The 17489-nt window shown below is 57.4% G+C and carries 19 protein-coding genes; 4 read left to right on the plus strand and 15 right to left on the minus strand.

Annotation, left to right across the window (positions count from 1 at the left end):
• Positions 1 to 159: 159 nt before the first annotated feature.
• The 13 genes from H573_RS0109125 to H573_RS0109185 form a co-directional block, all read right to left on the minus strand.
• The gene (locus tag H573_RS0109125) at positions 160 to 1203 is read right to left on the minus strand and encodes a hypothetical protein (RefSeq protein WP_027873993.1); all 1044 of its coding nucleotides are present in this window, start codon (positions 1201 to 1203) and stop codon (positions 160 to 162) included.
• A gap of 54 nt (positions 1204 to 1257) precedes the next feature.
• Positions 1258 to 1689: a group II truncated hemoglobin gene (locus tag H573_RS0109130; RefSeq protein ID WP_027873994.1), complete on the minus strand. Its 432-nt coding sequence runs from the start codon at positions 1687 to 1689 to the stop codon at positions 1258 to 1260.
• A gap of 38 nt (positions 1690 to 1727) precedes the next feature.
• Positions 1728 to 2909, minus strand: a complete 1182-nt coding sequence (locus H573_RS0109135) for an acetyl-CoA C-acyltransferase (protein WP_027873995.1) — start codon at positions 2907 to 2909, stop codon at positions 1728 to 1730.
• 75 nt (positions 2910 to 2984) lie between these two features.
• Positions 2985 to 3722, minus strand: coding sequence for a sulfite exporter TauE/SafE family protein (locus H573_RS0109140; RefSeq protein ID WP_027873996.1), 738 nt, complete (start codon positions 3720 to 3722; stop codon positions 2985 to 2987).
• A 90-nt stretch (positions 3723 to 3812) separates the two neighbouring features.
• Entirely contained in the window at positions 3813 to 4208 is a 396-nt protein-coding gene (locus tag H573_RS0109145; RefSeq protein ID WP_205618924.1) for a hypothetical protein, read from the minus strand.
• Positions 4209 to 4241: 33 nt separating this feature from the next.
• Complete coding sequence (locus tag H573_RS0109150; protein WP_027873998.1) at positions 4242 to 5387, minus strand: hypothetical protein; 1146 nt, start codon at positions 5385 to 5387, stop codon at positions 4242 to 4244.
• A 30-nt stretch (positions 5388 to 5417) separates the two neighbouring features.
• Positions 5418 to 6047: a class I SAM-dependent DNA methyltransferase gene (locus tag H573_RS0109155; RefSeq protein ID WP_027873999.1), complete on the minus strand. Its 630-nt coding sequence runs from the start codon at positions 6045 to 6047 to the stop codon at positions 5418 to 5420.
• A gap of 134 nt (positions 6048 to 6181) precedes the next feature.
• Positions 6182 to 7264: an endonuclease/exonuclease/phosphatase family protein gene (locus H573_RS0109160; protein WP_051171162.1), complete on the minus strand. Its 1083-nt coding sequence runs from the start codon at positions 7262 to 7264 to the stop codon at positions 6182 to 6184.
• The gene (locus H573_RS17690) at positions 7261 to 7641 is read right to left on the minus strand and encodes a nuclear transport factor 2 family protein (RefSeq protein ID WP_036256339.1); all 381 of its coding nucleotides are present in this window, start codon (positions 7639 to 7641) and stop codon (positions 7261 to 7263) included. Before H573_RS17690 ends, H573_RS0109160 begins: the two co-directional genes overlap by 4 nt.
• The gene (locus H573_RS17695) at positions 7622 to 8323 is read right to left on the minus strand and encodes a YoaK family protein (protein ID WP_051171163.1); all 702 of its coding nucleotides are present in this window, start codon (positions 8321 to 8323) and stop codon (positions 7622 to 7624) included. Before H573_RS17695 ends, H573_RS17690 begins: the two co-directional genes overlap by 20 nt.
• Before the next feature lie 69 nt (positions 8324 to 8392).
• Positions 8393 to 8692 (minus strand): hypothetical protein, encoded by a 300-nt coding sequence (locus H573_RS19000; RefSeq protein ID WP_051171164.1) that lies wholly within the window; start codon positions 8690 to 8692, stop codon positions 8393 to 8395.
• Positions 8692 to 10122 carry an ATP-dependent RNA helicase DbpA gene (gene dbpA / locus H573_RS0109180; RefSeq protein ID WP_205618925.1) on the minus strand — a complete coding sequence of 477 codons (1431 nt, stop codon included), beginning with the start codon at positions 10120 to 10122 and terminating at the stop codon, positions 8692 to 8694. The genes H573_RS19000 and dbpA overlap by 1 nt, the downstream gene beginning before the upstream one ends.
• Positions 10123 to 10241: 119 nt before the next feature.
• On the minus strand, positions 10242 to 10448 hold the full coding sequence (locus tag H573_RS0109185) for a cold-shock protein (RefSeq protein ID WP_027874002.1): 207 nt from the start codon (positions 10446 to 10448) through the stop codon (positions 10242 to 10244).
• 380 nt (positions 10449 to 10828) lie between these two features.
• Between H573_RS0109185 and doeB2 the strand changes: the two genes are divergently transcribed.
• Genes doeB2 through H573_RS0109205 form a run of 4 tightly spaced genes read left to right on the plus strand, consistent with a single transcriptional unit; the run spans position 10829 to position 15960 of the window.
• Positions 10829 to 11995, plus strand: a complete 1167-nt coding sequence (gene doeB2 / locus H573_RS0109190; protein ID WP_027874003.1) for a N(2)-acetyl-L-2,4-diaminobutanoate deacetylase DoeB2 — start codon at positions 10829 to 10831, stop codon at positions 11993 to 11995.
• Between the two features lie 55 nt (positions 11996 to 12050).
• Positions 12051 to 13322 (plus strand): aspartate aminotransferase family protein, encoded by a 1272-nt coding sequence (locus tag H573_RS0109195; RefSeq protein ID WP_027874004.1) that lies wholly within the window; start codon positions 12051 to 12053, stop codon positions 13320 to 13322.
• Positions 13319 to 14575 (plus strand): ectoine hydrolase, encoded by a 1257-nt coding sequence (gene doeA / locus H573_RS0109200; RefSeq protein WP_027874005.1) that lies wholly within the window; start codon positions 13319 to 13321, stop codon positions 14573 to 14575. The genes H573_RS0109195 and doeA overlap by 4 nt, the downstream gene beginning before the upstream one ends.
• Before the next feature lie 23 nt (positions 14576 to 14598).
• Complete coding sequence (locus H573_RS0109205) at positions 14599 to 15960, plus strand: NAD-dependent succinate-semialdehyde dehydrogenase (RefSeq protein WP_027874006.1); 1362 nt, start codon at positions 14599 to 14601, stop codon at positions 15958 to 15960.
• Positions 15961 to 15963: 3 nt separating this feature from the next.
• Here the strand turns inward: H573_RS0109205 and H573_RS0109210 are convergent, their stop codons facing one another.
• On the minus strand, positions 15964 to 16647 hold the full coding sequence (locus H573_RS0109210) for an NAD(P)H-binding protein (RefSeq protein ID WP_027874007.1): 684 nt from the start codon (positions 16645 to 16647) through the stop codon (positions 15964 to 15966).
• 27 nt (positions 16648 to 16674) lie between these two features.
• The gene (locus H573_RS0109215; protein WP_027874008.1) at positions 16675 to 17427 is read right to left on the minus strand and encodes a hypothetical protein; all 753 of its coding nucleotides are present in this window, start codon (positions 17425 to 17427) and stop codon (positions 16675 to 16677) included.
• Between the last annotated feature and the right edge of the window lie 62 nt (positions 17428 to 17489).

The following is a 17489-nucleotide window of genomic DNA, read 5'->3' on the forward strand; positions in this document are numbered from 1 at the left end:
GGTTTCCAAGTGGTCATTGGCAAAAATAGGGGGGCTAAAAGTAAGACTCAGGGCCAGTGGCCCGGTGTAAATCCGCCAAGACGACATACTGCACGCTCCATGATCTAACGAAAGAGCGCAGCATGCTATTGTAAATGATATTGATTATCAACTTTATTATTATTTACCAGCACCTTCCTCTAGCCAGCGCTTGCGTTGCACCTGGGCGCGCAGCAGACTAACCACCTCATCAAGCGCGGGGCCGAAATCTCGCGGCCTTGGCCGGCGTTCATCGACGAGGTCATCGATAACACTGCGCACCACGCCCTCCAATAATTCTCCACCCAGTGCCGTGCGGTTGTCGCCGTAACCAAACAACTCATCAATGGTGTCGCAACTGGCGCTGACCAGGATACTTTCCAATGCCTCGATAATGGCATCGCCGACGCCCGGCAGTCGATCCACACGCTGCGCCGCCGCATTGTGTGCGAGAGTGCGCTGCACAAGCTCGGTAACGTAGCGATGAATATCCTGGCGGCGCTGCCCGTAGACGGTATTTGCCGTTTTGCCGATACGCTCGGCCAGCGCCGATGACAATGGCTCCCGACGCGGCGCAATGACCTTCTGCAAAATTTGGTCGGGTAGCTCCGAGGCACCACTTCGCAGCTCAGACTGTACGCCGGAGAGCACATTGTCGACGATGCGATCCGAGAGCTCTTCGATCAAAATGCGGTAGTAACGCATCACGATGCCGTAGGCGGGCCACTGCTGAACATGAATCAGACCCAGACGCTGCAGGCGGAACAATATCGAAAACACCCGCAAAATTCTCAGCCAACGGAAGCCCGCCAGGGGTATGCAACCCAACACGTCGTACCAGTGAACGAAGGGGTAAAACCACCAGCGCTCATAGCGGCGCTCCCACGCTGCCAAGCCCCAGCCCAGAACGACGTCGAAGACAAACACCGCCACAAAAAGTAAGTCGATAGCCTGGAAATTAGCATGCACCTGATCGGTATAGCGCTGATGAAAAGCCGGTAACACGTCAGCCAACAACTGGTTAAACGGTGCGAAAATAAACAGGCTATCGAAGACGATAAGCAGCAGGTTGGCAGACACTAAAAATATCACCAACAGATCCCACAACAGCAGTAACTGCTCTTCCAGGCGGCTACTCTGTTGGCGGCTGTGACGGCTCTTCGCGGATTCTTCTGGCTCACTCATCGCGGCATCCTTTTTGGCGAGATCAATACTGTGACCGACCAAGGCCGCCAGGATTCAACCCGATTTGGCGGTGTGCTCTAGCTGGCTGCGCTGGCGAACCCGCTCAGCAGGAATACTGAGCTGGGCGAGCAAATATTCTTTGAACTCCGGCGGGTAGTCCTGCCGATCCAGTGCGCGCTGCATGCACCACAGCCATTGGTCTCGCTCTTCTGACCCGATTCGCAAATGCTTGTGGATATCGGGAATACTGATCGCACCGAAGTGCTCGCGATACAGGCGCGGCCCGCCCAACCAGCCCGACAGAAAGTAGCTCAAGCGCTGGCGCGAAGAGGACAGGTCGTCAGGGTGCATGGCGCGGATTACTGCCGCATGGGGCTCGGCGTCCATAACGGCGTAAAAATCATCGACCAGCGCAGTAATGCCCGCCAGCTCCCCCGCCGCTTTGTAGGATGCATCACCCTCGCCAAATGCCAATTTAAGACTCACACTCGCCCCTCAATATCATCGCCGCCGCGCATGCTCAGTCACAGTCGCTCTATGATAACAGCGGCGCCAATACCCGAGGCTCCGGTTGCAACGACCATTCCCAGGCGGCCATCGCGCTGCTCCAACGCATCCACCAAACACGACAATAGTACCGCACCGGTGGCGCCCATTGGGTGCCCTTTTGCCAGGTGGCCGCCCGCAATATTCACTTTACTGGGGTCAACCCGGTAGCGCTGTTCAAACAGCACCGGCACAACGGCAAAGGCCTCCATCATCTCGATAACATCGATATCGTCCAGCGATAAACCCGCACGACTCAGCACCTGCTCCATCGCCGCAAAGCCGCCTGTCAGGGACTCCTCCGGACTGCCGCAGTGCTCTGATAGTGCAATGAAGCGGGCGCGCGGCGCGCTTTCCAACGGCAAATTCGCCGGGCCGATCAGCGCCACGGCAGCACCATCCACCATGGGCGGCATATGCGCAAAGCTATGTCGCGCTTCCAATGCGCGGCCATGCAGCGTCTCTGCATAGGGCTTGGCAACGTCGGCAAAGGCCGGCGGCATCGCCGCCAGACTTTCAACAGAAAGCTGCGCCTGAATCGCTTCGTCACGATCCGCCAGCACACGGCCGTCGGCCGACGTCATTGCCACCAGCGACGCATTGAACGCCGCCTGTTGCTGCGCAGCCGCCGCTCGCTGGTGGGAGCGCAATGCCTGTGCATTGAGTTGCTCAACCGTCACATCAAACTGACTGGCCAACAGGTCAGCGGCCACCGGAACAGGAATGAATCGGCCCTTGCGCGGCAGACTAGCGTCACTGTAGTAGCTAGCACGGTCGGCCATAAAAGGTACCTGGCTTAAATTCTCGACACCGCCCGCCAGGCTCATATGACTCATGCCAGCCTGCACTGCCAGCACCGCCTGGCTAATGGCCGTGAGACCCGACACGCAGTAGTTATTCAGCGTGTAAGCGGCTGCACTGTCGCTAAGCCCAGCGGCCATCTTGCTGACCAGTGCGATGTTGCCCCCCTGGCTGGACACTTGACCGACGCAGCCCAACAGCAGCTGCTGAGCCGACTCACGCACGCCCGGATGACGCCCTTCCATGGCCGACAACAACTGCCTAACCATCTCGTGTGGCGGCATCGACGCCAAACTACCCTGTTCGGCTTTGGCCCTGGCTCGCGGGCTGCGCAAACAGTCGTATAGATACGCGTCCATTTCTGCTCCTTATTCCTCTCGGTTCACCGCACACGGGCGGGCAAGGAAAAGGTATCACAATGCAAGTAATAAATCTTACGCCGACAAACGAAGAAAGAAGACCGCTGCCATCACCAGCCCCACCACCACAATACCGCCGCGCAACCACGACGCCGGAATACGATAGGCCAGCGCAGCACCCGCATACCCGCCAACAATAGCGGCCAGCGCCATCGGCAAGAAAGATGCCCACACAACCATGCCACCCGCGGCATACACCAGCACTGCAATAGCGGTCAGCACCGCAGACAACACATTTTTCACCCCGTTCATGCTGTGTAGATTGCGCTGCCCGAGCAGGCCCAGGGCCGCCAACAAAATAATGCCCAAACCACCATTGAAGTAGCCGCCATAGAGACACACCCCAAACACGCTGCCAAGGGCGAGAGGCCGGCTAACCTGACGAACGGAAACCAGTAATGACGGGCCCAGCGCGAAGAGCGTCGTGGCCAGCAGTATCAACCAGGGTGCCAAGCGCGCAAACCACTGCGGGTCGCCGACCGTTAACAGCGCTGCGCCAAGGCTGCCACCCAGTAAACTAATCCCTAGTAGAAGTGGCCAAGACAGGCCCGCAGGCGCACGAATATCGCGGCGAAAGCGCCAGGCGCTCATGATATAGCCGGGCAGCAACGCCGCTGTGCCCGTGGCATTCGCCATCACCGGCGGCAATCCAGCAAACACCAGCGCGGGTAAGGTAACAAAACTGCCGCCGCCCGCCAGTGCATTCATCGCCCCACCGGCGAATCCAGCGGTGACAATTAGCAGTAGCTCCACGTAAAACCTCCAGTGCCGCCCGGTAAAATCAGAAGATGCAAATCAGGCGGCGATCGGCGCCCGGTAACCGCGGCTGCAATAACCCGGCGGTTATTGACGACGCTGCGGCGCCCTACGCGAATGGACCACCAGCCAAGCGCCCAGGGCAAGGTCCACCGCTGCGCAAAATGCCGGCCACCAGATTGGCACACCGGGGTTGTCGATAAGGCCGTCGTGGAGCATATCGAATACGCCGTGCAACGCAATGCCAATACCCACCCCCAGCGGCCAGTAAAACGCGGCAAGCAAGGCCGCCGCGGTAAACGCCAGCGCGACAAGTGCCTCCTCAAAAACAGCTTGCCCAGCCATACAGGCAAACAAAAGGTAGTAACTGGCGATCACAATTAACACGGTGGGATAAAAGCTTCTATCTCGGTCAAATTGCATCCAGCGTGCAGATGCCGCAATCACCACCGCAAGCGCGATCCCCAGCATAATGGGCATCATGCTTTCTTCCCACAAGCACTAAACGCGGCCGGCTCAGTCACTGAAATACGCACTGTGATCAGCCTCGTAAAATAAGCGGTCATTGGGGCGGGGAATGGCCGAGGGCAAGCCCGAGCCGCGCCGCGTACGCGCCGCGGTGTACTTAAAGCCGGGGCCGGAGGTTTTTTCGTCACACCACAAGCAGGCATTGAGCTTACCGGTTTTTTCATTCTCCAGCGGGCAACCATTGGCCTGCAGAGTGGCCCGCAACGCCGGGTCGTCACTTTCCACATCAGCGGGGCAGGCACTAAACTCGCCCTTCACCATGGTATTGAAAACGCCACGCAACAGCGGCGACAGCCAGGCATCGCGGCCGTAACTGCGCATACAGTCCAGAGCACATTCAGCGCCTGTATGAATGCCGTTGTAGGCCCAGCTCTCCGCGCACATTTCTGTGAAGCCCACTTCCTCGATAATGCACCGCTTAACGTCGTCCAGCTTGCTGACCTGCCCTCGCCCCTTCTTGGTACAGGCGCGCACTGGCGTCGTTTGATCGGGAATGCCCATGTATGCCGCTAAATCTTGTAGCGTCGAGCACGTGCCACAGTGGTACTGATGCGTAATGGTCCAACCCGCTTGTTTCGCGGCCTCGCCATTGGCGAAGGTTTTCAGCTCATAGCGCTGCTGCGCCGCATCGATAAACTTTACCGCACACACTTCCTGCGCTGCAGCCTTACCGTGACTCACGTCGCTGAACCACTGGCTGACGCGCCGTTGCTGGAAGTAATTGGGACGGCCATTTTCCAGCCCGTAACCTTCAGCAATATCAGCGTAACCCTCAGGGTTGTCAACCGTTTTGCCGTCGCGAACGACACTGCGCGGTTTGGGCAACGCGATCGAGACCTCCTCCGCGCGAGGATAATAGGGGTTGGCGCTTGCAAAGCCCTCGCCGCGATTCACACCACCCTGCAGGGCCAGCTCCTCAACGATATCAGCGTGATTCACCGACCGGGTGTTATAAAGGCGGATCACCAGTTCCCGCGTCTGGCTCTGGCTCAGTGCCACCCCGGTATTCGGATTGCGGTAGTGGATATCGGCGTCGAGGATATTGTAGCGGCCAATGTAGGTATTCGAGGCGGGCTCTGCCACCGCAAACTCAGCGGCCAGCAGCAAGCCAAAGCAGAGAAGAAGGGCTTTCATTCGCACAGTCTCTTGTCGACAAAAGCGTGATTAAAGCAGACGCTGCGCGTTGGCGCCCTCGTCTTTTTGGCGCTTGTGAGCGATTACATAGACATGGGATTGCGGGTGCTGATCGCGCTCGCAGTGGAGGATGGTCAGCCCCTCGCTCATTAGGACACGGAGATTTTCCGAAATACCGATAGAGCTGTAGAGAAAATCGCGACCGTGCCACTGGTCGATGTGGCTGCCCTCGGCGTCGCCGAAGCTGTATATCAGCACGCCGTTGTCATCGAGTAGCTGGCACAGTTTTCTCAGCACCGGCTCGTGCTCGTTGAGCGGTAGGTGAAAAAGGCTGTCCCAGGCCAGAATCAGTGCGAAGCGCCGCTGGCTCTGCCATTGGCAAATGTCGGCGCGGCAAAATCCCAGCCCCGGATGCGCCTGTTGGGCCAGGCTCAACATCCCCGCCGAAACGTCGATGCCCTCGGGCGTAAAGCCCGCTTGCTGAAGGGCGTCAATCATCCGCCCTCCCACGCCACAACCGACATCCAGTGCGTCGCCCACAATCGGGCAATAACGTATCGTGCGTCGCAGGGCGCTCAGTCCGTAGTCGGAATGCAGCATATCGCGCTGATAAAGCGGGGCAATGTAGTCGTAGGTTGCGCCAAGTTCCTGCGGCGTCATGGAGTCGTCCTTGCTGTGGGCCGGTATCAATAGGCAATGAAGATCACTTCAAACTAGACGCCCAGCATAAAATAAAGTTCCGCTTTAAAATCTGCGCTGCTTTGCAAAAATGCCGCTCAGTCCGCTAACGCACCCTATGCTCTCGGTGTCGGTACATCGTCAACGCCCACATCTTGCTGGGCAATCAAGGCATCCACCTCGCTGTCGGTATCGGCGTCGGCGTCCAAACCGGCATCCGCGCGATGCTGCTCAGCCACCAACACCAGCTCGGTGTACAAGGCGAAGTGGTCGGAGCCAAAGGCCGGCAGGCGGCCGATCTCGGCAACAGCAAAGTGGCTGCTGTGAAACACGTGATCCAGGGGCCAGCGCATGCCCGGGTATTTCGCGTGAAAAGTATTAAACATCCCGCGCCCAACCCGGGGGTCCAGCAGGCCGCTTTTCTTGCGGAACAAGCGCGTTGTCCGCGACCAGGCCACATCATTCAGGTCGCCGCACACCACCACTGGCTCACGGCAGGCATCTAGCTTCTTGGCGACTACCATCAACTCCGCATCGCGCTCCGCAGACTCGTCATTTTCTGTCGGGCTCGGTGGCGCAGGGTGCAGGCAATGCAGGCGCAGCCGCGGCCCAGCCGGCATTTGCAGCAACACATGTATCGACGGCACATCCTCTTCGACCAAAAATTCAACGTGGCTATCGAGCAGCGGCCAGCGCGAATACAAGTGCATACCGTATAAATTATCCTGGGGACATTTAACGCTATAGGGGTAGTCGACATCCAGCTCCGCCAGGGCGCTTTGCCACCAGGCATCGCTTTCCAGGGTCACTAGCACATCGGGGCGCGTCTCTCGCACCAACGATAAGAATTGTTCAGCATTGCGGTTGGGCGTGAGCACATTCGCGGTCATTAAGCGCAGCGTGGGAAGGTGCGTTTCAGCGGGAGCATCCGGTACTTCTTTGGGGTACAAGGGCGTGTAGGGAACAATCCACCACCACTGATAGACGGCGCAGGCTGCGGTCACCCCCACCATCGCCTGCACCCACTCCTGATTGCTATCGAGCAACAGGTATTGCGCAGCCACCAAGGCGCTGGCGAGCAGGGCAATTTGCATGCGCGGGAAATCAAACCCGCGCACCCACCACTGCTGTTTGGGCAGGGCAGGCAATAGCGACGCCACCACGCAAAACAGACTTAATACCACTACAACGGCGCTCATGAGGGCACTTCGGCTGCACGGATGTCCGCGCTGATGATGCGACCTTCTTGCAAGCGGTACCGCGCGTGTAAATACAGCACCAAACTGTCGCCCTTAGCAAAGGAGCGTCCCAGAAAATCTGCCACCGGCATTTTCGCGGTAAAGCGATCCTGAATATCCACGCAAAACTCGTCACCGCGCTGAACAATACGCGTCGGGGTCATTTGGTCGTAAAACTGCGCAATGATATGTTGATAGACGCCCAATATTGCTTGCGGCCCAGCAAACTCGCCCTCGGCAGTACGCAGCACCACGTCGGGATGGTAAAAGGCACTCAACGCCTCGGCCGAGGCCGAATTGTAGGTGCGGAAATAGTCTTCAATGACCGCCTTGCTCATCGCCTTCAGCCTCTGAAATGGCATCACTATCTGCCGAGCGCAATCGCCGTATGCGATAGGCCAGCGCCAGAGAAAAACATAGCACAGCGGGCACCACCAGGGCGAAGAAACCAAGGCCCGCATAGAGCCAGGCTCCCAGGCTGCCGCCGGAGGTAAAACCGAGAATAATCAATAAAAACAGGCTGGCTTTTCGTCGATCAAAATACTCGCCCCGCAGCGCCGCCCCCACCATTATGCCGAGATCCGTGAACAGCCCCGTTACATGGGTGGTGCGAACCACCGCGCCGCTATACCGGGTTGCCATCGCATTCTGCAAGCCACAGGCAGCCGACGCGAAGTAGTGCCCAGCCGCCTGCTGCCTCTGAAGAAATGCAATCGCTATCAGCAATAGCAACCCCTCCACAACCAGCAAGGTATCGTAGTGACGCCCCAGGCGCAGGGTTTCGCTGCGATTGAAATATCCAGAAATTGCGGCGCCCACCAGAAAGCTCAGCAGAATGGCCAACAAGTGCCCGGCCTCACTCCCTGTCAGCAAACCCACACCCAGCAGCGTAGCAGTGCCCGACAAGTGAGAAACCGACTGATGAGCAAAACCCAGCAGTCCTACAGCATTGATGATGCCCGCCAGCAGGGCCAGCGTGAAGGCGCCCAATTCTAACCAACGCGGCAGTGAAGAAATCAACGGCAACTCCCTTTATCTACCCGACGACACGCCTATTGAAGGGTGGCAGCACCACTTATCAACAAAGCGCTACGCCAACGGAAATGCACTTCGCCACGCCTTACCCGCGGTGACGCTATAACTAAGCCCCTTTTCGCTCGGAGCCCGGCATGGACTCGCCTGCCACGCCTCGACCAACACTTCGCAGCCGGGCGAGAAGTACACCCACAGCTCGCAGTGCAAACGCCCCTCTGACTCGTGTCGCGCCATCAAAACCCTCGGCGTGGCAGACGCTGAGTAGCGACGCTGAAAGTCGGCAATAAGAGCGGCATGCTGCGCCTCAGCCAATAGCGCATCGCCTAAATTCAAACAGTGCCAGCCACCGGCCATCAGCGGATTTTTCGCACCCGCACGCTGCGACCTTTCAACTTACCCGCCGTCAGTGTGCGCAGCGCCTGATCTGCCACATTGCGGCGCACCGCAACATAGGCGCAGTTATCAAAGATATGGATTTTACCAACATCTTTGCCCGCCACGCCGTCGTCGCGGGTTAGCGCGCCGAGAATATCGCCGGGGCGAATTTTTTGCTTTTTGCCCGAGTCCAATTGAATGCAGGCCATTGCCGGCTTGTAGCCAGGAGCACTGAGCACAGCCGGGCTAGGCAGCTCGGCGGGGCGAATTTGCAGCTGGCCATATTCCGCCAACCGCTCGATCTTTTGAGTTTCGCGGTCGCCGAATAAGCTGCACGCCATGCCCTTGGCACCCGCTCGACCGGTGCGCCCTATCCGGTGGGTATGTACTTCAGCATCGCGGGCTATATGGTAATTAATCACCATATCCAATTCTTCAATATCCAAACCGCGCGCCGCCACATCCGTCGCCACTAGTATCGAAATACTCTTGTTGGCGAAGCACACCAACGCTTGATCGCGGGCGCGCTGGTCGAGTTCACCATGCAGTGCGACAACATTTAAGTTGTAGTCGCGCAAACCCGCAGCCACCTCTTCAGTGTCGCGCCGCGTATTACAAAACACCACCGCCGAATCCGGCCGGTGTTCAAGCAACAGGCGCGCAACGGCCTCGGCGCGCTCAGTATTATCTTTCACATGAAAGAATGACTGGGCGATGGTGCTCGCACTGTGCTGTTCTTTAATTTGCAGCAGCTCTGGTTTATTCATCACTCGCTTGGAAATGGCGCGGATCTCATCGGGGTAGGTTGCGCTGAATAACAGCGTCTGGCGCTGCTTGGGCATCTTCTCAACAATGGCATCCAGTGTCGCCTGAAAGCCCATTTCCAACATGCGATCAGCTTCATCCAACACCAGCATCGATAAATTTTCGAGCTTCAAATTGCCTTTGCGCAGATGCTCTTCCACACGCCCCGGCGTCCCCACCACGATATGCGCTCCGTGCTCCAGTGAGCCTATTTGCGGACCAAACGGCATACCGCCGCACAGTGTCAGCACCTTCACATTGTGCACGCCGCGCGCCAGCTTTCTGAGCTCCCGGGCCACTTGGTCAGCCAGCTCTCGGGTGGGGCACAGCACCACCGACTGAACAGCAAAGCGCTTAACGTCGAGCTTTTGCAATAGCCCCAAACCGAAGGCCACGGTTTTTCCCGAGCCGGTTTTAGCCTGGGCAATTAGGTCCACGCCATCCAAGATACGCGGCAACGCCTGCGCCTGCACGGCGGTCATGTGTTCGTATCCCAGAGATGAAAGGTTGTTACGCAGCCCGCTTTTGAGCGACAGGCTGGCGAAATCGTAGTGATTCAAGATGTTACCTATGTAAAGTCGAGCTGGCTGCAATAGGGCTATCATGCCAGTTCAGCAATGTTTTAAAAGCCCAAAAACAAAAGGGCAGAACCTCTCGGTTCTGCCCTTTTTCGTCATTCGGCCAAGGCCGATGTCATGTCAGATCCGCGATGCGGATCTGAGCATTACACTACGACGATGTTGTCAGCCTGAGGACCTTTTTGGCCTTGGCTTACAGAGAATTCAACACGCTGGCCTTCAACCAGAGTTTTGAAGCCGCTGCCAGAAATAGCGCTGAAGTGTGCGAACACGTCTGGGCCATTTTCTTGCTCGATGAAGCCGAAGCCTTTAGTTTCGTTGAACCATTTTACTGTGCCAGTAACTGTAGACATATTTCTATCCTGAGTTTTCAAAAATAACGTTTTGCCTCAAAAGAGGCGGTTGTGCTGGAAGTGTTTCTATTACTTATGAGATCAGGACGAGAACTAAAGGTAGAACATCGAAATGGCGTGCATAAATATTAGGAGCTACTTTCTAGCTGATGACCACTATATAGACAAAGTGAATAGAGGTATAGCCCTTTTTCCTGTTCCCGCTCACAACAGCGGAAATCCCTTACCCCCAACGACCACTATCGACCTCGCGCTGGCAAATATTCGGCACACGGCATTGCAACCCACGTCTTCCTGTAGCTAGTATGGAAGTCACTGGCTGATACTCAGCAGGACCGCAAGCGTGCCGATAGCAAGCCTTGCCAACCCGCAGGAGGACTATGCCAATACAATGGCAAGACATCGTGACGGACGCTATCTCGCTACGTCGCGAACTGCATAAAAACCCCGAACTCGGCTGGCAAGAGACCCGCACGGCTGAACGCATTCGTACAATCTTATCTAGTCTGGACATTCCCTGGCGCCAATGCGCCGATACAGGCACCATCGCCTGGCTCAACCAACACGGCAAAGGCCACCACATCGCATTGCGGGGCGACATCGATGCCCTGCCTATCACCGAAAAAACCGATCTTGACTGGGCTTCTGGAACTGCCGGCTGTATGCATGCCTGCGGGCACGACGGTCACACAGCCACGCTCATCGCCAGCGCCCGTTGGCTCAAAGCGCACGAAGGGCAGCTGCCCGGGCCTGTAACGCTCATCTTTCAACCTGCAGAAGAGGGTGGGCATGGTGCCCGTGAAATGATTCACGATGGTGCCTTAGATGGCGTCGATGAAATCTATGGCTGGCACAATTGGCCAGCGATCCCCTTCGGAAAATTGGTTTCACCAGACGATATCGTAATGTGTGGCAACGGCACATTCAGCATCACCGTCAACGGCGAGGGTGGCCACGCCAGCCAGCCTGAGCTCTGCCGCGACCCGGTTCTTGCCGCCAGCGCAATCACAATGGCCTTGCAACAGGTCATCAGCCGGCGCCTGCCGCCGCAAAGCGCCACCGTACTTAGCGTGACGAGTATCGAAGCGCCCAGCGGCGCAACCATCATCCCCAGCCAGGCGAAGCTGGGGGGCAGTATCCGAATATCTAATGAAGCGAGCCGCGAACAGGTCAACCGCCTCATTCGCGAGATCGCAACACAAACCGCCACCAGCTACGGTGTCAGTTGCGTGGTGGATATTCAGTCTCGCTACCAAGCGACTATCAACCACCCCGCACCCGCTCAACGCCTGCGCAAACTCTGGCAGAGCCTGCACGGCACCAGCGCACTGCACGATGGTATCGCCCTCCCCATCATGGCGTCAGAGGATTTCAGCTACTACTTGCGAGAAATTCCAGGCGCCTTTGCTCTGATCGGCGCCGACGATGGCCGAGGCCACGACAAGCCCTGTCACAGCGACCAATACGACTTCAACGACCGCCTTATCCCAATGGTAACCCAACTCTTTGCAGGCCTTGCTGGCCTGCCTTCTCGTACCGACAACTAAGCCAAAAAGCACAACGCCGTCGCCGCATCGCGACAACTTTCCCCCAGGAGGAACTATGAGCATTTTTGATCAACGTGAATCCGACATTCGAGGCTACTGCCGAACGTATCCAGTCGTCTTCGATACCGCCTACAACGCTCGGCAAACTGATGAAAGTGGCAAGCAGTATATCGACTTTTTTGCTGGCGCCGGGGTGCTGAACTTCGGTCACAACAACGCCAACATGAAGCAGGCGATGATCGATTACCTGCAGCGCGACGGCGTCACCCACAGCCTCGATATGCACACCACTGCGAAGCGCGAATTTATCGACGCATTTGTCAGCACCATACTTGAACCGCGCAACATGCCGCACAAATTACAATTCATTGGCCCCACCGGCACCAACGCCGTAGAGGCGGCGCTAAAACTGGCTCGCAGGGCAACAGGGCGTCAAGAAGTTGTGGCGTTTACACGAGGCTTTCACGGCATGACGCTAGGCTCGCTCGCCTGCACCGCCAACCAATACTTCAGGGGTGCCGCTGGCGTGCCCTTAAACCACGTTAGTCACCAGCCCTATGGCTGCGAAACTCCCTGCCAAGGTTGCACACTGGGCTGTGGCCTGGACAGCCTGGAAAAACTTCGCGCAAATTACCTCGATGGCAGCAGCGGCCTCACTCCCCCGGCAGCGTTTATCGTCGAGGTGATTCAGGCGGAGGGCGGCGTAAACGTCGCCAGTCACCAGTGGTTGCAGGCCCTACAAACATTGGCAAAAGATGTTGGCGCACTGCTCATTGTCGATGATATTCAAGTCGGCTGCGGCCGAACCGGCACCTACTTCAGCTTTGATGATATGGGCCTGGACCCCGACATTATCTGTTTGGCAAAAGGTCTTGGCGGTATGGGCACTCCGATTGCCATGAATCTCATCAAACCCGAAATAGACAAACTCTGGTCACCCGGCGAGCACACTGGAACCTTTCGTGGTCAGGGACTCTCCTTCGTGGCGGGGCGCGAAGCCATACGCTATTTTGAAGACGACAAGCTGATGGATGAAGTGCGTGCCAAAGCCAAGGAGATGCGTGCAACCCTGTCCGGGCTCATCACCCACTGCCAGGGAATACAGCTGCGTGGCCGGGGGATGATTTTCGGGCTGGATGTGGGCTGCGGTGAAAAAGCAAAAGCCATTGTCGAGCAATGCTTTCAACAGGGCTTGCTGGTATCAGCCTGTGGCAGCGGTGGGCGCGTCATAAAACTTATTCCACCGCTCACTATTGACGACGACGACCTAAAGCAAGGGTTAAGCACACTCAGCAATGTGATTACCGATGTGTGGGAGGCAGCATGATCGAACGCGATGATATGACCTTTCCGTTTACCGAGTACCAGCGGCGACTCCAGGAGCTTCGCAAACGCATTGCCGAGCGTCGACTCGACGCCGTGGTCATCTCCGACCCCGAAAACATTATGTACCTCACGGACTACCAGACCACGGGCTACTCCTTTTTCCAGGCGCTGGTTGTGCCCCTGGACGATGAGCCCTTTATGATCACCCGCCAGTTAGAAGAGTCGAACATCCACGCCCGCACCTGGGTCGAGCGCACTCGCCCCTACCCAGACACCGGCGATGCCATACAAATGCTCGTCGACGCCCTGCGCGAATTCGGCCTGGCCGATGCCCGCATTGGCTACGAGCGCAACAGCTACTTCTTTCCGGCGTACCAACAGGACCGCATACATACCACCTTAACGGCCGCCAAGTTACTCGATTGTTTCGGCATCGTAGAAGAGGGGCGAATCTGCAAGTCGCCCGCCGAAATTGAAGTCATGTATCGCGCTGCGGCTGCCACAGAGGCCGGGATGCGCGCCGGGATACAAGCGGCCGTGCCCGGGGCAACCGAAAACGAAATAGGCGCAGAAATCAGTGCCGCGATGTTTCGCGCCGGCGGCGAGCCGCCAGCCGTCATGCCCTACGTTACTTCAGGGCCTCGCTCAATGATCGGCCATGCAACCTGGGAGGGGCGAACTGTTCAACCCGGCGACCATGTTTTTCTCGAAGTGGGCGGCTGTTACCGACGCTACCACACCGCCATGATGCGCACCGTGCTCACCGGCCCGCAAAGCGATGCCATGCTCCACGCGCAAGAGCGAATGATTTATGCCCTGGATATGGTGCAAGACGTTTTCCAGCCGGGGATGACGGTATCCGATGCCGACAACATGATTCGCAACATCATTTCCGACAACAATGTTGGCGCCCAGCTGATTACCCGCTCCGGCTATTCAATAGGCATTGCCTTCCCCCCAAGTTGGGACGAGGGCTATATCGTCAGCCTGAAACAGGGTGAGTCCACGGTGCTCAAAGAGGGCATGACGTTTCATATTATCCCGTGGATGTGGGGGGTGGAGGGCGACAAAACCGTCGGCATCTCCGACACCATTTATATTACCGACAACGGCTGCAAATCCTTTTTTTCAATGTCCAAAGAAATGACGGTAAAAGCGGCACTATCGGCCAGCCACGCCGATAGCAAAAGTGAGAAGGCAAACGAGAAAAAAACCGATAAAGACCAGCCCGCACCTGCAAAAACAGGTTCTTAATACTCCTAGGTTGAGAGGTGAATATGCTGATTGCGAGAAACCCGCTAACCGGAAAGATTATTGCCGAGTACCCTTCACTCACCACCGCGCAAATGCATGAGCGCATCGGCGATGCCTACCGCGCCTTTGAACCGTGGCAAGCCACACCAATAGCGGAGCGCGCTGAAGTACTAAAAAAGGTTGCGCAGGCATTGCGCAATGACAAGCCGCGGCTTGCCGAACTGATGGCCATTGAAATGGGTAAGCCGGTGAAAGAGGGCGGCCCGGAGGTAGAAAAGGCAGCGTGGTGCTGCGAGTTCTATGCCGACCATGCCGAGCAATTTCTGCGCCGGGAAGAGCTGCCCTCCGACGCCTCACTCAGTTACGTCTGCTATCAGCCACTGGGCACACTGCTTGGCATCCTTCCCTGGAATGCCCCTCTCTGGCTGGCCTTTCGCTACCTCGCTCCAGCGCTTATGGCGGGAAACACCTGCGTAATGAAGCACGACCCCAATGTGCCGGGCTGCGCGCAAGCGATTGCCGAGGCCTTTGAACGCGCAGCCGCCCCGCCGGACATCATGGTTAACCTCGCACTGGAAACCGACAAGGTCGCCGAGGCCATTCGCGACCCGCGTATTCGCGCGGTTTCTTTCACCGGTTCAGATACCGCTGGGAGAAAGGTTGCTGCCCTCGCGGGCGCCGAACTCAAACCTGCCGTACTCGAACTTGGCGGCTCTGACCCGCTAATCGTGTTGGCAGATGCCGACCTAGACACCGCCGCAGATGTCGCGACGCTGTCCCGTATTATCAACGCAGGACAGAGCTGTATCGCCGCCAAGCGCATTATTGTCGAAGACCCCGTTTACGACGCGTTCGTCGACAAAGTCCAGCCAAGGCTGAGCAAACTCCGTTTGGGAAATCCCCTTGAGCTGGATACCGACATCGGCCCACTGGCGCGCGCTGATTTGCGGGACAATCTTCACCGACAAGTCACCGCCACGATAGATGCCGGTGCAAAATGCCTGCTCGGCGGCGAACTGCCAGAGGGCGACGGCTACTTTTACCCGGTAACCCTGCTGACCGATGTCAGCGAGACAATGTGTGCTTTCAATGAGGAAACCTTCGGCCCGGTGATGTGCGTGAGCCGAGCGAGTGACGTTGAAGAGGCGCTACAGCTCGCCAACGAAACCGACTACGGACTTGGCGCTGGCGTGTGGACGGGTAATCAGGAATTAGCAGAGCAACTCGCGCTGCGCATCGAGAGTGGTCAGGTGGCGATCAACGGCATCGTCAAAACAGATCCGCGACTACCCAGCGGCGGTATCAAGCGCTCGGGCTTCGGTCGGGAGTTAGGGCCGCATGGCATCCGCGAGTTCGTTAACGCTAAACAAATTTGGATAAAGTAATCGTTATATCTGTTTCGTTGCCAAAGCCGACGGGCTTTGGCAGCTGACAATCGCCGGCGCCTTGTTCAGCAAACTGTCGTCGCGAAGCGCCGCGACCATAAAGCCAGCAAAATCCACCCGCCGCGTTTTATTGCTGGCCAAAATCGGGTCGCCGACGTGCTCGCTCCACACTGGCAGCCCCTGGCTGGGGCCTTCCTCTAAGTCGGAACCTCGCACTACCGTCCAGCGGCGGTCGCTGGCAAACACACGCCGACAGGCCTCCACTTGGTCGTCCAACTCAACCAGACGCAGCATTTTTGCGATCGCGCCCACCAGTTTCAACAACAGCGTGAAGTGCCAAGCGTAGCGATCGCGCCCATCCATAGTAATGTGCCAGCCACAGGAAAATATCAAGCGCGCTCCGGGCTCAGCATAATCCAGCGCGGCCTGCGCCGTACCAGAGGCATACTGCTGAACACCCCAGGGCACCAGTACAACCAAGGCACCATCGCAGCCGTGAAGGGCGCGACGCAGCACTGCCCGATCATTGGTTTTACCGGGAAAGACCTCAATGCGGCCGGCAAATTCGTCCAGCTTTTTCACGCTCTCGGGGCGACACACAGCGGCAACCTCATCACCCGCTTCCAACAGCTGCCGAACCATGTAGCGCCCCAACTTACCCGAGGCGCCCACCACACAAATTCGCATTTTTACCCCTCGCCTGTCAGCCTGACCTCAGCCCTGCAAACCCTCGTGGGCCATAAATTCTGCAACCCGTTGTCGCGCTTGCGCATCGCGATGTTCGTCGCCGCGCCGGCTGTCCATTTGGTCAATATAATGCAGCAACCCCACTTCGTTAAACGCATACATCGGGGTATCGCTGCAAAAGTCGGCGGCCTGATGCGACGACAGCAGGCTGGTTCGCGCATGGTACAAGTGATTGTGGTGACTATTATCGAGTATCAGTAAACCCGGCTGACGATTCAGCAGCAGACCACTGCCCTCTTCGAGACTGCGAGTCACCCACTGTTCGTGTAAGGCATCAACAGAAAGTTGTGGTTGCTGCCCCTGCAATTGGTAAAAGCGCTCAGCCATCGCATGGCCCATCACCCAGGTAGCAAAATAACGGCGCGGCGCATCCAACCAAAAGGCCGTCGGATACGGGGGAGTATCCTGGTGAGGGCTCTGACAAAAGTCAGTGAGATAAGGGTTGCTGCTGTATGCATGCTGCTGGGGTGCGCGCTGCGCCAGGGTGTAATTGGTGGGGTTCAGCGGCAAGCCGGGGAATTCGATAATGCCCCATTCAAAAATTTCCTTGCGCAGCTGCTGCATGAAGTCGTAGGCCGAGGCATTAAAAGGGTGGCAGCCGTGCAGCGCTTCCGGCACCACGATACGAAGCCCCAACAGGCGGCCATCCAGGCGATAGCACCCCCTAGTAACTGTGCATTCTGCAGCGATGTCATCAAAGCTAAAGGCTGGGCGGGACATACACACTCTGAACTATTCGCGACCGTAGGCCCGCCACATTATAATCAGCCTCCCCTAATTAC

The sequence above is a fragment of the Neomelitea salexigens DSM 19753 genome, assembly GCF_000422345.1.
In the GTDB taxonomy this organism is placed as follows: Bacteria; Pseudomonadota; Gammaproteobacteria; order Pseudomonadales; family Spongiibacteraceae; genus Spongiibacter; species Spongiibacter marinus_A.

Coding starts and splice junctions, on each gene's coding strand:
- H573_RS0109185 (WP_027874002.1), bottom strand. CDS start 10,448: ATGTCTACAGTTACTGGCACAGTAAAATGGTTCAACGAAACTAAAGGC.
- H573_RS19000 (WP_051171164.1), bottom strand. CDS start 8,692: ATGGCCGGTGGCTGGCACTGTTTGAATTTAGGCGATGCGCTATTGGCT.
- H573_RS0109215 (WP_027874008.1), bottom strand. CDS start 17,427: ATGTCCCGCCCAGCCTTTAGCTTTGATGACATCGCTGCAGAATGCACA.
- H573_RS0109160 (WP_051171162.1), bottom strand. CDS start 7,264: ATGAGCGCCGTTGTAGTGGTATTAAGTCTGTTTTGCGTGGTGGCGTCG.
- H573_RS17690 (WP_036256339.1), bottom strand. CDS start 7,641: ATGAGCAAGGCGGTCATTGAAGACTATTTCCGCACCTACAATTCGGCC.
- H573_RS0109145 (WP_205618924.1), bottom strand. CDS start 4,208: ATGATGCCCATTATGCTGGGGATCGCGCTTGCGGTGGTGATTGCGGCA.
- H573_RS0109125 (WP_027873993.1), bottom strand. CDS start 1,203: ATGAGTGAGCCAGAAGAATCCGCGAAGAGCCGTCACAGCCGCCAACAG.
- H573_RS0109150 (WP_027873998.1), bottom strand. CDS start 5,387: ATGAAAGCCCTTCTTCTCTGCTTTGGCTTGCTGCTGGCCGCTGAGTTT.
- doeB2 (WP_027874003.1), top strand. CDS start 10,829: ATGCCAATACAATGGCAAGACATCGTGACGGACGCTATCTCGCTACGT.
- H573_RS0109155 (WP_027873999.1), bottom strand. CDS start 6,047: ATGACGCCGCAGGAACTTGGCGCAACCTACGACTACATTGCCCCGCTT.
- dbpA (WP_205618925.1), bottom strand. CDS start 10,122: ATGATAGCCCTATTGCAGCCAGCTCGACTTTACATAGGTAACATCTTG.
- H573_RS0109205 (WP_027874006.1), top strand. CDS start 14,599: ATGCTGATTGCGAGAAACCCGCTAACCGGAAAGATTATTGCCGAGTAC.
- H573_RS0109195 (WP_027874004.1), top strand. CDS start 12,051: ATGAGCATTTTTGATCAACGTGAATCCGACATTCGAGGCTACTGCCGA.
- H573_RS0109210 (WP_027874007.1), bottom strand. CDS start 16,647: ATGCGAATTTGTGTGGTGGGCGCCTCGGGTAAGTTGGGGCGCTACATG.
- doeA (WP_027874005.1), top strand. CDS start 13,319: ATGATCGAACGCGATGATATGACCTTTCCGTTTACCGAGTACCAGCGG.
- H573_RS0109135 (WP_027873995.1), bottom strand. CDS start 2,909: ATGGACGCGTATCTATACGACTGTTTGCGCAGCCCGCGAGCCAGGGCC.